Genomic DNA, 13,030 nt, shown 5'->3' with positions numbered 1-13,030 from the left:
GAATTGATGCAGACAAGTAACAGCTTATGCACAAAATCAAACATCGAATCAACAGCACCGCTTATTTAAGGCTAGGTCATTTAACACAGCTTAATTATTGCATAAAAAGTAGCTGAATTTCAGTAACTTACAAGACAGACTCAATTCTATGCAATCTGACAAAACTGCAATAAAAACTAAGACTAAGCTGACTTAATCAAGTGCAATCCACAGAGTTATCCACAGATTTTGTGGGTAACTTTAATTTCTTGTCTATATCTAAGTGCTTACCAATGGCTAATTGTTCTGCCGCCGCTGAACGCTGCTTTTTTCAGGTAGCAATTGCCATACCCCTGGATCGGCTGTTTGATTATTTACCACCGAGCGATTATCTAGCCGAAACGGTTAAACCGGGTGTTCGGGTTTTGGTGCCTTTTGGTAAAGGGCGAAAAGTTGGACTGTTAATGGCAATCTGTTCTGACTCAGCGGTGGATAACACTCGTTTGAAAGCAGTAGAGCAAATCCTGGATGACGAACCGATATTATCCGGCCCGGATATCTGCTTTCTGCAGTGGATCAGTCATTACTATCATTACCCGCTCGGAGAAGTGCTGGCTAACGCCTTACCTACCGCACTAAGACAGGGCAAACCAGCACGACTGGACAGCCAAACCAGCTATGTGCTGAGCGAACTGGGTAGCGTAACCCCAATGGAACAGCTTAAACGCGCCCCCAAACAACAGGCTCTTCTGAACCTGTTTCATAATCATGGCGGCGCCATCAGCAGCACGGCGTTATCGGCATTTAAACCGGCACTGCAAACTTTACTGGCCAAGGGTTTTTTACAGCCTATTAGTACTGTACCTATAAATGACAACCCAGGAACTGGTACTCATTTAATTGCCAATCCGGAACAACAGATCGCTATCAACACTATTAGTGCTGCTCTGGGGCATTTTTCAGTCTTCCTGCTAGAAGGCGTCACCGGCAGCGGTAAGACTGAAGTTTATATGCAAGTCATTTCGGCGGCGTTGGCTAAAGGCCTGCAAGTTCTGGTGCTGTTGCCGGAAATTTCTTTGACCCCACAATTAGAATTACGCTTCCGCCAGCGTTTTTCGGCACCGATTGTCACTTTTCATTCTAAATTATCTGACAAGCAAAGACTTGGCGCTTGGCTAAGTATTCAGCGCGGCACGGCCAATATTATGCTGGGCACCCGTTCCGCCTTTTTTACGCCATTGGCAAAACCCGGCTTAATTATTCTGGACGAAGAACACGATACCTCGTTTAAACAACAGGAAGGTTTGCGCTTTTCGGCCCGTGATGCCGCAATTGCCCGAGGCAAACATTTGGGCATTCCGGTGTTACTGGGGTCGGCCACACCGTCTCTGGAAAGCTTGTTTAATGTGGGGCGCCAACGTTACCAGTTACTGCCTTTATCGACTCGGGCCGGTAATGCCAGTGAGCCGGTTTTGCAATTGCTGGATATTCGTAACAAGAAAATGCAATCCGGGCTGTCTGAACAGTTACTGGCGCTTATTCAGGATACCTTGGCACAAAACCAGCAGGTATTACTTTTTATAAATCGGCGTGGTTATGCCCCGGTACAAATCTGTCATGGCTGTGGCTGGGTGGCCCGCTGCCGGTATTGTGATGCAAATATGGTGATTCATGCTGCCGAACGGCGCCTGCGCTGTCATCATTGCGGCAGCGAGCAGCCCCTGACTCCATTATGCCCAGCCTGTAACACTGGAGAATTACAGGCGCTGGGCATGGGCACGGAACGGATTGAACAAACGCTGACCCAAGTGTTTGCCGACAAAAAACTGGTGCGTTTGGATAAGGACACCACAAAACGTAAAGGCGCACTGGAGGATTATTTACAATGCATCAGGGACGGTGATGCCGATATTATTCTGGGCACGCAAATGTTGGCCAAAGGTCATCATTTTCCCAATGTGACCCTGGTTGCCATTCTGGATATTGACAGCAGCCTGTTCAGCATTGACTATCGCGCCGAGGAAAAGCTGGCGCAATTAATTATCCAGGTTGCCGGCCGTGCCGGTCGCGCCGATATGCCCGGTCGAGTTATCTTACAAACTCGGCATCCGCAACACCCCTTGCTGCTTACTTTACTGAACCGCGGTTACCGGGCCTATGCCCAAGCAGCCTTGGCCGAGCGCATCCAGGCGCAATTGCCACCTTATACCCATCAGGCCTTATTTCGCGCCGAGGCCAATAATATCACCGCCCCCCAACTGTTTTTAACGGCATTGTCCGGGCTGATCAATCGTCATAATAGCCAGGGTATCAGTGTTTTCGGGCCGGTGAGTGCACCTATGGCACGAAGGGCGGGCCAATTCCGCTTCCAGTTGTTACTGCAAAGTCGGTCACGTAAAGATTTACATCAGGTTTTGGATCAAATTTTAGCCGGACTTGGTGAACTCAAAGAAGCTCGCAGCATAAAGTGGTCGCTGGATGTTGATCCGGTTGATTTGTATTAAATCTGCCGGCCAGATCAGGGCTTGAGCCAAACTGCCAGACTCAAAGGGCAGTTTGGCCTAGTACATTACTTTGACGGAAACGCCAGAGGATGTGTTGCCTCTGGAAGCAAATGGTTCGCGATTGATGCGCATCACTGCGTTCAGCGCAGCCTACTCCGTATCCGTCAAAATAATATTGGTCGAATACTAGTAAACCTGACTGCCGGTAAAGCCTTTGAAAACAGTTAAAAATACGATTTTAAGATCCAGCCATAAAGACCAATGCCGGATATATTCCAGATCGTGATGGATACGAGCTTCCATTTTTTCTATGGTTTCGGTTTCGCCTCGGCAACCGTTGATTTGGGCCTGACCAGTGATGCCGGGCTTGACCTTATGGCGCATCATATAACCTTGAATCTGCTTCCGGTAAAATTCATTGTGGGCAATGGCATGTGGCCGCGGTCCTACTACCGACATGCTGCCCTGTAGTACATTTAAAAATTGCGGCAGTTCATCTAAGGAAGTGCGCCGTAAAAACGATCCTAGGGGTGTCACACGCACATCATTTGAAGTGGCCTGCTTAACATTTTCCCCATTTTCACAAACTGTCATGGAGCGAAACTTCCACACCTCAATACGCTCACCTTTTATGCCATAGCGTTTTTGCCTGAAAATCACCGGACCAGGAGATGTTAGTTTGATGGCAATCGCGATAATCAACATGGGCAGTGCAATTAGAGGCAAAATAATGGCACATAACAGTAAGTCTTCGATACGTTTTGTCGCACCGTTCATGGCGTTGAAAGGGGTATCGAACAGGCTGACTACCGGAATACCCTGAACATTGCTGACTTTGGACTGTATCAGATTAAAAATAAAAAAATCCGGGACAATATTCACCGAAACCGTACTATCGGCCAACTCCTGGGCGAGCTGAATGATTCTTTGTTCGGCACGCAAGGGCAAAGTGATATAAATATGATCGACGGCACCTTGCTGTGCCATTGCCAGTAAATCTTTAAAATCACCGGTAATTTTGTCATCACCAATTTCTATACGATCTGCCTGAGCTTGCACTCTATCATCAAAAAAACCGACAAAACGGTATCCCAACCAAGGCATGGCCGACAAGGCGGTCTTTAAGCGCCACCCCAAAGTATTTCCGCCTAGAATAGCGTAATAGCTGATATTAAAGCCATGCATGCGCATAAAGCTTAGTATCCCGCGCCTTAATGTGTGTAACAAGATGATGGCCAACGGTGCCAAAGGCAGCCACAATTCCAGAACAGGTACTTGAAAATTAATATCGTCGCGAAAAAAATACAGCACACTGGCGATAAAAAATACTGCCGCCAACCATGACCACAAAATCCGCAATGCTTCATCGAACATCGGTGCGCCACGCCAAGTGTGATAAATTTCCTGGTTTTCGGCAAACAGACTGAAGATAACGATGCCGATTAAACAAATCAGCATGTATTCATGAGTAAGGGGCTCCGCATAAATTTTTAATGAGACCAGGAGGGCCAAAAAAATCAACACATTATCTATAGCGCGCTTCATGCCTTGTAACTGGGAATGCAGCGGCTTAATGAGTCCTTTATAACGTGGCTCGTTCATAACGCAATTTCCTTTTCCGGGACGCCCTGGAACGCAAATGGTTTATATTAATTATTATTGCCACGCCAACAAGCTAAAGTCTATCAATAGCAAATTGCAGTCCAGCAAACCCACCGGCCCAAAACTGAGCCTAATCTCGTCAAACTAGTTTGGCGTATAATAGTCCAGCCATTTAAACATAGCAATTTTGCCTAAGACACCCTACTGTGCCAACCAGCAATACTGACTCTTATCCATCTCAATCAGCCGATCATCCATGACAGACAGCGTATTTATCTCCAGCAAAAACATTCCGGTTCGTGAACGACTCATCATGGCACTGGATGTATCCAGTATAGATGATGCCAAAAATCTAGTTGAACTCTTGGGAGATAGCGTAATTTTTTATAAAGTTGGCATGGAATTATTCATGTCCGGTGATTATTTTGGTTTTATTGAGTGGCTGCAGGCCCGTCATAAAAAAGTATTCGTTGACCTGAAGTTTTTTGATATCCCGGCAACAGTAGCTAGAGCCATCAAGGCTTTAAGCAATAAAGGCGTCGATTTGGCCACCATACATGGCAACGATGCCATCATGGCAGCTGCTGCTGAAGCCAAAGGCAATTTACAAGTGCTGGCAGTCACTGCATTAACCAGTCTGGATCGCGGCGACCTGGAAGATTTGGGCTTTAAATGCGATGTGCAGGACTTGGTGTTATCCCGGGCTAAACGTGCACTGGCGCTGGGTTGTGACGGTATTGTCTCGTCCGGACTGGAAGCTTCGCTGATCAGGGAGCAGCTAGGCTCACGACTACTTGTCATTACTCCAGGTATCAGACCGGTAGACAACCGAGAGGACGACGACCAGAAACGCGCCGTCAGTGTCGAACAGGCCATTCGTAATGGTGCAGATTACATTGTGGTGGGCAGACCGATTCGTGATGCCGCCGATCCTAAGGCCATGGCTGAAACCATCCAGAGTCAGATTGCCGCCCAATTTATTTGAGCAGGGTTTTAGTGCCGATACGCTCGAAACACCCGTCCAAAGCAGCCGATATTGCCTTGTGCTCTGGGCTGGCAGGGCCAAATAGCCAGATAAAATTTTATTCGTGCCTAAAAATGGGCATAATGTGAAATTTTTAGTTCTGGCTCTCAGATTTGTTGATGAAAAACTTGGAAAATATCTATCTGATCGGCCTGATGGGAGTAGGTAAAACCACCATAGGCAAGCAGCTTGCCAAGGCATTACAAAGACCGTTCTACGACAGCGATAAATTCATAGAAAAATCAACCGGTGTTAGTATTACCACTATTTTTAACTATGAAGGCGAGGAAGGCTTCAGAATGCGTGAGCAAGAAGTCATTGCAGAACTAACCTCTTTGCACGGCATTATTTTGGCTACTGGCGGAGGCTCGATTCTAAAAGCGGAAAATCGCGAGGCCTTGAAGCAAAATGGCTTTGTGGTGTATTTACAGTGCTCAATAGACAAAATCCTTTATCGAACCCGGCATGATACCCAACGCCCGCTGTTACAAACTGCCAATCCCCGCCAGCGTCTGCAAGCATTATTAGCAGAACGAGACCCCTTATACCGGGAATGCGCGGATTTTAAAATTGATTCGGGTAACACCCCCGGAAAAATTGTTGTTAAAACCATTTTGCAGCATTATCAGGCTGCTTTGGATGCACATGAAAGAATTGCAAGTTGAATTAAATAACGCCAGAAGTTATCCCATTTATATAGGCTCCGGCCTACTTGGCCAAACAGCATTACTTAACCGGCACATCCGTTCCAAACAGGTGCTGATAGTCAGCAATGACACTGTTGCGCCGCTGTATCTGAGCACCCTTCAGACCGGTTTGTCCGATTATCAGGTAGAAACCATTGTTTTACCGGACGGCGAACAATTCAAAACCCTGCAATATCTGGAACATATCTTCGATAAACTGCTGAGCAAAAAATTTAGCCGTAATGCGACACTATTGGCTTTAGGCGGTGGTGTGATTGGAGATATGGCCGGTTTTGCTGCCGCCTGTTATCAGCGCGGCATTGCTTTTATCCAAATCCCCACCACCTTGCTGGCTCAGGTGGATTCCTCTGTCGGCGGTAAAACCGGGGTCAATCACCCGCTGGGTAAAAACATGATAGGCGCATTTTGTCAGCCGCAATGTGTGATAGCTGATGCCGATGTCCTGGATACTCTGGATGACCGGCAACTATCCGCCGGCTTGGCGGAAGTCATAAAATACGGTTTGATACGCGACCCGGATTTTTTTGTCTGGCTGGAAACCAATATGGCCTTACTATTACAACGGGATAAACAGGCCCTGGCTTATGCGATTGAGCGCTCCTGCATCAACAAAGCTGAAGTCGTGGCTGAAGATGAGTTTGAAACCGGGGTAAGGGCTACTTTAAATCTGGGCCATACTTTTGGCCACGCCATCGAAACCGGTACCGGCTACGGCCATTATCTGCACGGTGAGGCCGTGGCGATAGGCACTTGTTTTGCGGCGGATTTATCCAGGCGTTTGGGTTGGCTGAGCGACGCTGATGTTTCCAGAATTATTGCGATTTTCAAGGCCGCTAATTTACCGGTAACCCCACCGGCCGAGATGACGGTAGCGCGTTATATCGACTTGATGTCAGTAGACAAAAAAAATGTCGACGGCAAAATCAGGGTCATTTTGCTGGAAACCATAGGCAAAGCCCTGCTACCTCTCAATGTTGAACTCAATAAATTGCAAGATACTTTACTTCAGTATGCAGCTTAACGCGGTTTCGATACATAGTCCTGCCAAACCCAAGGCGGGAGCATTTCCAGATCGGAGTTTAATTTCGGTAGCACGTACCGAAAAACTGGAGTTGGTGATTCATCTGCTCAGCAATTTGCAGCAAGCACTGATCATCTGCGGCCCTACCGGTATTGGTAAAACGGCTTTACTGGATTTATTGCATAGCCGGCTCGGTGAGCCGTGGCGGCAATGTCGGCTGACTGGCGCTTCGGCATTAAATTTTGCCGGCATTATCAGCCAACTTAACAGTTTTTTAGGAACCACAGATTTACTTGGCTATTGTCAGAAACAACCAGTGGTACTGATCATAGACAATGCCGGTCAGTTGATGGCCGGACTTATTGAACAATTGATCAGTTTTGCCGAGTCCATCAACGGCCTGCAGTTGGTTTTTGCCATGACATATGATGAATATCATATCCAGCGCATTAGTGATAAAGCCCTCGATGATTGTCATTTTATTGAATTACCGCCCTTAAATATTAAGGAATGCGGCGATTTTATTGCTTATATAGCATCACGTACCGCAAAACCCGGCGCTGCCAAGCTCTACTCTGACGAGCAATTAGCCGAAATATATCGAGATTCTCATGGTATCCCCGGCAAGATTTTAAAGTTTTTAGCTACTTTTAATCTAGGAAAAACTCGGCACCAAACATTAACTGGCGCGAGGCTTGTGACTGGATTAGCATTGTTGGGCCTAGTGTTCGGTATTTTACCGCGATTATCGGGACCTGACGGTTTGGCATTTAAGCAGACATTCTTAGCAGAATTTGCCGATTCACTTTTTAAGCTCAACCCGGAAAAATCATCCATCACGACCTCTGATCGCTTAGAGCGCAAAGTTTTGGCGCCTCAAGCTCAGGTCAAACCAGCGCAAAATGCTGATGCACAGGCGCCAGCCGATACCGGTAATTCTCATCCTGTCGTTAACCGGCCTCAGCTGAGCATACCGGTTATTAATAAGGTACAACCGGTCAATATAAGCAACACTGCAGCACTAAACCCGCTCCAACCAATCGCAACTATTGAAGCCGGCCCGGAAAAATCCAAGCCCGACACCGGCAGCCAGGCTTGGATCATGGCGCAACCGGGCGATAATTACACTTTACAAGTCATGGTGTTAACCGATAAAGCTGCTGTAAACCGATTTTTGCATAAATATCCGGAATACACCAAACATTTGAAGACCTATTCGATTACCAAAAACACTCAGGAAAAATATGTGCTGATATACGGCTCATTTAATAATCTTACCGAAGCCAGAACCGCCAAGACTCAGTTGCCGAATGAATTTAAGCAATCGCTGGAAAGACGCCTAAAATATATCCAAAATGAAAGCCGTCAATGATCCCTAACCTGCCACGCATCGAATGACTAATTTACAAAACGATTTATTTATCAGAGCCCTGTTAAAACAACCGGTGGAACGCACGCCGGTGTGGATGATGCGTCAGGCTGGACGCTATCTGCCCGAATACCGACAAGTGCGCAGTAAAGCCGGCAGCTTCATGCAGTTATGCACCAACCCGGAGCTGGCCTGTGAGGTTACTTTACAGCCCCTGGCCCGATTTAATTTTGATGCGGCGATTCTGTTTTCGGACATTTTGACCATTCCGGATGCGATGGGACTGGGTTTATCGTTTAGCGAAGGCGAGGGGCCGCAGTTCGCCAACCCCATTAAAACAGCCGATGATGTGAAAAATCTGCCGATTCCTGATCCGGACATTGAATTACGTTATGTAATAGATGCCGTGCGTCTGATTAAACAAAATTTGCACAACCGGGTACCGCTGATCGGCTTTTCCGGTAGCCCCTGGACACTGGCTACTTATATGGTGGAAGGCAAAAGCAGCAAAAACTTCCAGAAAGTCAAAGCGCTGATGTTTGAGCAACCGCAAGTAATGCATCAGTTACTGGATAAACTGGCGCGATCAGTTGCCGCTTATCTGAATGCCCAAATTGCCGCCGGCGCGGATGTGGTGATGGTATTCGATACCTGGGGCGGGATGCTGAGCCATGATGATTATCTGGAGTTTTCCCTGCGCTACGCCCATCAGGTACGCGAATTACTAAATACCCAAAGCCAAGGCCGGAAAATTCCCACCATTCTGTTTACCAAAGGCGGTGGTTTGTGGCTGGAAGCAATGGCGGGCAGCGGATTTGATGCTTTGGGCCTGGATTGGCAAACTGATATCGGCGCGGCGCGGGCCAGAGTCGGCGCTCAAGTGGCCCTGCAAGGCAATCTGGACCCTATCAGCCTGTATGCCTCCCCAACCGTTATTCGTGAAAAGGTGGCAAAAATTTTGCAAGATTTCGGCCACGGTAGCGGACATGTGTTTAATTTAGGCCACGGTATTTTACCGGACATCAATCCAGAACATGTGAAGGCTATGGTAGATGCCGTTCAGGAATTAAGCCCGGTTTATCATGGTTTAGGCTGATGTGGCTGCAAAAATCCCTGCAAATAAACGCAAAACCACGCGGTTTTCATCTAATTACCGGTGAAATTGTTGGACAATTAGCCGAGTTGAAACAATTCAAAATCGGTCTGGCACAGTTTTTTTTGCAGCATACTTCAGCATCCCTGACCATTAATGAAAATGCCGATGCCGATGTACGCCGGGACATGGAAAACTGGTTTTCCAGAGCAGTAGCGGAAAATCAGTCTTATTTTCGCCATACTTTGGAAGGTCCTGATGATATGCCTGCCCATATCAAAACCGTATTACTGGGTAGTAGCTTAACCATCCCCATTAGCGAGGGTCATTTGGCCTTGGGCATCTGGCAGGGTATTTATTTGGGTGAACATCGCCATCAGGCCGGCACACGCACAATTATTGTCACCTTATATGGCGAATGAGGATCTTGCTGAGCTTGCCTAATTACAAAGCCGCTTGCTACACTGGCTTGGCAAGTCCAGCTCGAAAAATGATGCTGAGTAGCAAAAAAATGAGACTAACTCACCAACAAATCGATATTATCCGGCTTAGCGCTCAGGAAAGCTTTGGTGCCAATGTGCAGGTGTTTCTATTCGGATCACGTCTGGATGACAACAAATTAGGCGGCGATATTGATATCATGCTGGAACTGACTGAGGCGGTCGTAAACCCGGCTTTACTTTCCGCACAATTTTCTGCCAAACTGACTCGCTTACTTCAAGGCCGAAAAGTAGATGTATTGCTTGCTGCCCCCAACCTCATACATTTGCCTATACACGAAATTGCTTTCCAGCAAGGCCAAAAGTTATGACTTTTGCTGCCGACACTTTATTACGTTTACAGTGTCGGGTGTGGGTCACTGAACCGAAACTGCTTAATAACTATAGTCGCTTTAGCGCTGAAATTCAAAAACGCGGTTGGGCTAATATTTAGGCTTATCATCAACCACTCAAGATTTGGCTCGTCTTACTAACCTCACCCTCTAAACATATGCTGTCTTTAAATCGTACCCCGCTGTTATTGTTACTACTGGCAAGCTTGAATATAGGCGCTGCAGAATCAGATAAAGCTATCGATATAACTGTTTACCGCAGTGAAAGCTGTAGCTGCTGCCGTAAATGGCAGGATCATTTACAACAAAATAATTTTAATATCAAAAGCTTAGTCAGCGACGACCTACAAGCAGTCAAAGACAAATACGGCATCCCGGACAAACTGGCATCGTGCCATACCGCACTGGTGAATGGTTATATTGTCGAAGGCCATGTTCCAGCCCAGGATATTAGAAAATTGCTGCAAACCAAACCAAATATTGTCGGTATAGCTGCACCAGGGATGCCTATGGGTAGTCCGGGGATGGAAATGGGTGATACACAAGCTAGTTTTCAAGTAATTTCTGTCGATAAATCAGGTCATTTTGAAGTATTCTCCAACCATAACGGCAACCAATAATGTCGTCAGAAAAAAAGCTTAAATCAGGCATATCGGCTAAATCAAACCGGTGGCTGCTTTTTTTGCCTATCCAGATGCGAAACAGCTTTCAAAATAGGCCCAATTTACATAAGGTCTTGATTAATACCTTCTGGCTGTTTGCAGATCGTATCCTGCGTATGGGTATGGGCTTACTGGTAGGTGTATGGGTAGCTCGATATTTAGGCCCAGAACAATTTGGCACCATGAATTATGCAACTGCTTTTGTCGGTTTATTTAGTGCCATAGGTAGCCTGGGCTTAAACGGAATTGTGGTTCGTGATTTGGTTAGAGAACCGGAAAATGCTAATACCATACTTGGCACGGCATTTCTATTGCAACTATTTGGTGGCTTACTGGCATTTATATTGGGGATTATTGCTGTCACTTTTGTCCGGCCAGATGACGAAATTGCCCAACAAATGATTGCTGTGCTGGGTTTTGTAACGGTATTTAAAGCAAGCGAAACTATAAGGTATTGGTTTGAGGCAAAAATTCAATCTAAATATATAGTTTGGATTGAAAATGGTACATTTTTGATCTTCGCGGCGATCAAAGTTATACTGATTTTGAACGTGGCTACGCTAATGGATTTTGTCTGGATCAATTTTGCCGAAGGCTTGGTAACCGCAATAGGCATATTTTCAATTTATGTTTGGTCCGGCGGTCATTTAACTGCATGGCGAGGTCATTATAGCCAAGCCAAAAAGTTACTTAAAGACAGCTGGCCACTGATTCTTTCCGGCATAGCTGTCATGGTGTACATGCGCATTGACCAAATTATGTTAGGTCAAATGCTGGATGATAAAGCAGTTGGAGTATATTCCGCTGCAGTACGGATTAGCGAAGTTTGGTATTTCATCCCGTTGGCTATTATTTCTTCTGTATACCCGTCAATTATTGAAGCTAAATCTGTTAATGAAGCACTGTATCTAGATAGATTACAAAGGCTTTTCAATTTCATGGCCTTGATTTCCATAATTGTGGCCATATTTCTGACGCTTTTTGCCAATATAGTTGTAGAAACTTTATACGGCAATGAATATAAGGAAGCCAATAATGTATTGGTATTATTGGCTTGGGCAGGTTTATTCACCAGCGTAGGTTGCGCGTCAGCTAAATGGGTAGTGATTGAAGGGTATTTTTTGAATGCCTTAATTAGAGTTGTTGCCGCTGCAATAATCAATATTATTGCCAATTTATTCTTAATACCAGCCTATGGCATACAAGGCGCGGCTATTTCCACTTTGTTGGCTTATGCAACTGCTAATTGGTTAAGCTTATCTATATCACCAAAAACCAGAATATGTTTTATTATGCAAACTAAAGCTATATTTAGCCTGGGAGGACTATTATGTCGCCAAGGAACATGATGCATAAATTAAATATTTCTCTACAACTTTCCTATCTAAAAATCAATAATAAATTTGGAAAAAGTTATGGCATTACTCAGCTAAATGAACCTAATATTGTTATTAGCTTAACTACATATAAAGATAGAATAAACATAGCCTATCTAACTGTTGAAACCCTAATGTTGCAATCCAGAAAGCCAGATAAAATTGTTTTGTGGTTAGCCAAAGAAGATTGTAGTCCTGCTAATATTCCAATTGAGTTAAGACGTCTTGAAAATCGTGGATTACAGATAGAATATGTAGATAGAAATATAGGTCCTTATAAAAAATTAATTTACGCGCTAAGCTCATTCCCAAATAGCACAATCATTACCTGTGATGACGATGCTTTATATCCGCAAAATTTTTTAGAAAATTTATATCAAGCTTCATTAAAATTCCGTTCAGAAATTATTGGTTATAGATGTAACCTAATTAAGTGCTATAAGCAGTCACTCCTGCCTTATTTGCAGTGGACTACCCCTGTGGGCAAAGGTCCTTCTTATAATTTATTTCCAACTGGTTTCGGTGGAATACTGTATCCACCAAACGCTCTGCACAAGGAAGTTTTAAATATAAATAATTTTTTGCATATGGCCCCAACAGCCGATGATGTATGGTTTAAAGCCATGGCTTTGCTGAATGATAGAAAAACTGTTATGGTTTATGATCATAGCATGGAATTTCCAGCCATTCCCGATTCGCAAGATAATGCTTTATGGAAAATAAATACCATATCAAATCAAAATTATGGAAATAATGGATTATGTAAAAACGATTTGCAAATCAAAAAAGTGTTTGATTATTATGATTTAGTGAAAAAATTAAAATAATATTATAGTATGCATTAGGCAATCATAAGCCTTT

The 13,030-nt window shown here is 45.0% G+C and carries 12 protein-coding genes; 11 read left to right on the top strand and 1 reads right to left on the bottom strand.

Going from position 1 to position 13,030, the window contains the following annotated elements:
• Positions 1–272: 272 nt before the first annotated feature.
• Positions 273–2,483, top strand: coding sequence for a primosomal protein N' (locus tag KEF85_RS00135; RefSeq protein ID WP_215582468.1), 2,211 nt, complete (start codon positions 273–275; stop codon positions 2,481–2,483).
• 186 nt (positions 2,484–2,669) lie between these two features.
• On the opposite strand, the gene KEF85_RS00130 is transcribed toward KEF85_RS00135, so the two are convergent.
• Entirely contained in the window at positions 2,670–4,085 is a 1,416-nt protein-coding gene (locus KEF85_RS00130) for an undecaprenyl-phosphate glucose phosphotransferase (protein WP_215582467.1), read from the bottom strand.
• Positions 4,086–4,341: 256 nt separating this feature from the next.
• On the opposite strand from KEF85_RS00130, the gene pyrF reads away from it, so the two are divergent.
• From pyrF to KEF85_RS00080, 10 genes are all read left to right on the top strand, one after another.
• Positions 4,342–5,070, top strand: coding sequence for an orotidine-5'-phosphate decarboxylase (pyrF, locus tag KEF85_RS00125; protein WP_215582466.1), 729 nt, complete (start codon positions 4,342–4,344; stop codon positions 5,068–5,070).
• A 158-nt stretch (positions 5,071–5,228) separates the two neighbouring features.
• A complete protein-coding gene (gene aroK, locus KEF85_RS00120; protein ID WP_215582465.1) occupies positions 5,229–5,774 on the top strand; it encodes a shikimate kinase AroK in 546 nt (181 codons plus the stop codon).
• On the top strand, positions 5,755–6,837 hold the full coding sequence (gene aroB, locus KEF85_RS00115) for a 3-dehydroquinate synthase (RefSeq protein WP_215582464.1): 1,083 nt from the start codon (positions 5,755–5,757) through the stop codon (positions 6,835–6,837). The genes aroK and aroB overlap by 20 nt, the downstream gene beginning before the upstream one ends.
• Positions 6,827–8,209 (top strand): AAA family ATPase, encoded by a 1,383-nt coding sequence (locus tag KEF85_RS00110; protein WP_215582463.1) that lies wholly within the window; start codon positions 6,827–6,829, stop codon positions 8,207–8,209. Before aroB ends, KEF85_RS00110 begins: the two co-directional genes overlap by 11 nt.
• 22 nt (positions 8,210–8,231) lie before the next feature.
• Positions 8,232–9,302: a uroporphyrinogen decarboxylase gene (gene hemE, locus KEF85_RS00105; RefSeq protein WP_215582461.1), complete on the top strand. Its 1,071-nt coding sequence runs from the start codon at positions 8,232–8,234 to the stop codon at positions 9,300–9,302.
• Positions 9,302–9,721 carry a secondary thiamine-phosphate synthase enzyme YjbQ gene (locus KEF85_RS00100; RefSeq protein ID WP_215582459.1) on the top strand — a complete coding sequence of 140 codons (420 nt, stop codon included), beginning with the start codon at positions 9,302–9,304 and terminating at the stop codon, positions 9,719–9,721. The genes hemE and KEF85_RS00100 overlap by 1 nt, the downstream gene beginning before the upstream one ends.
• A gap of 89 nt (positions 9,722–9,810) precedes the next feature.
• Positions 9,811–10,110, top strand: coding sequence for a nucleotidyltransferase domain-containing protein (locus KEF85_RS00095; protein ID WP_215585237.1), 300 nt, complete (start codon positions 9,811–9,813; stop codon positions 10,108–10,110).
• A 179-nt stretch (positions 10,111–10,289) separates the two neighbouring features.
• Complete coding sequence (locus KEF85_RS00090; protein ID WP_215582457.1) at positions 10,290–10,751, top strand: DUF411 domain-containing protein; 462 nt, start codon at positions 10,290–10,292, stop codon at positions 10,749–10,751.
• Positions 10,751–12,142: a flippase gene (locus KEF85_RS00085; protein ID WP_215582455.1), complete on the top strand. Its 1,392-nt coding sequence runs from the start codon at positions 10,751–10,753 to the stop codon at positions 12,140–12,142. Before KEF85_RS00090 ends, KEF85_RS00085 begins: the two co-directional genes overlap by 1 nt.
• Entirely contained in the window at positions 12,139–12,996 is an 858-nt protein-coding gene (locus KEF85_RS00080; RefSeq protein ID WP_215582453.1) for a hypothetical protein, read from the top strand. Before KEF85_RS00085 ends, KEF85_RS00080 begins: the two co-directional genes overlap by 4 nt.
• The last annotated feature ends 34 nt before the right edge of the window (positions 12,997–13,030 follow it).

It is taken from the genome of Methylomonas paludis (genome assembly GCF_018734325.1).
GTDB lineage: Bacteria > Pseudomonadota > Gammaproteobacteria > Methylococcales > Methylomonadaceae > Methylomonas > Methylomonas paludis.
This window is presented reverse-complemented; position numbering and strand designations above follow the sequence as displayed.

Excerpts from the sequence above, each read along its gene's own strand:
- KEF85_RS00080 (WP_215582453.1), top strand. The coding sequence starts at position 12,139 with ATGATGCATAAATTAAATATTTCTCTACAACTTTCCTATCTAAAAATC.
- KEF85_RS00100 (WP_215582459.1), top strand. The coding sequence starts at position 9,302 with ATGTGGCTGCAAAAATCCCTGCAAATAAACGCAAAACCACGCGGTTTT.
- KEF85_RS00135 (WP_215582468.1), top strand. The coding sequence starts at position 273 with ATGGCTAATTGTTCTGCCGCCGCTGAACGCTGCTTTTTTCAGGTAGCA.
- KEF85_RS00095 (WP_215585237.1), top strand. The coding sequence starts at position 9,811 with ATGAGACTAACTCACCAACAAATCGATATTATCCGGCTTAGCGCTCAG.
- aroB (WP_215582464.1), top strand. The coding sequence starts at position 5,755 with ATGAAAGAATTGCAAGTTGAATTAAATAACGCCAGAAGTTATCCCATT.
- KEF85_RS00110 (WP_215582463.1), top strand. The coding sequence starts at position 6,827 with ATGCAGCTTAACGCGGTTTCGATACATAGTCCTGCCAAACCCAAGGCG.
- aroK (WP_215582465.1), top strand. The coding sequence starts at position 5,229 with ATGAAAAACTTGGAAAATATCTATCTGATCGGCCTGATGGGAGTAGGT.
- KEF85_RS00090 (WP_215582457.1), top strand. The coding sequence starts at position 10,290 with ATGCTGTCTTTAAATCGTACCCCGCTGTTATTGTTACTACTGGCAAGC.
- KEF85_RS00130 (WP_215582467.1), bottom strand. The coding sequence starts at position 4,085 with ATGAACGAGCCACGTTATAAAGGACTCATTAAGCCGCTGCATTCCCAG.
- KEF85_RS00085 (WP_215582455.1), top strand. The coding sequence starts at position 10,751 with ATGTCGTCAGAAAAAAAGCTTAAATCAGGCATATCGGCTAAATCAAAC.
- pyrF (WP_215582466.1), top strand. The coding sequence starts at position 4,342 with ATGACAGACAGCGTATTTATCTCCAGCAAAAACATTCCGGTTCGTGAA.
- hemE (WP_215582461.1), top strand. The coding sequence starts at position 8,232 with ATGACTAATTTACAAAACGATTTATTTATCAGAGCCCTGTTAAAACAA.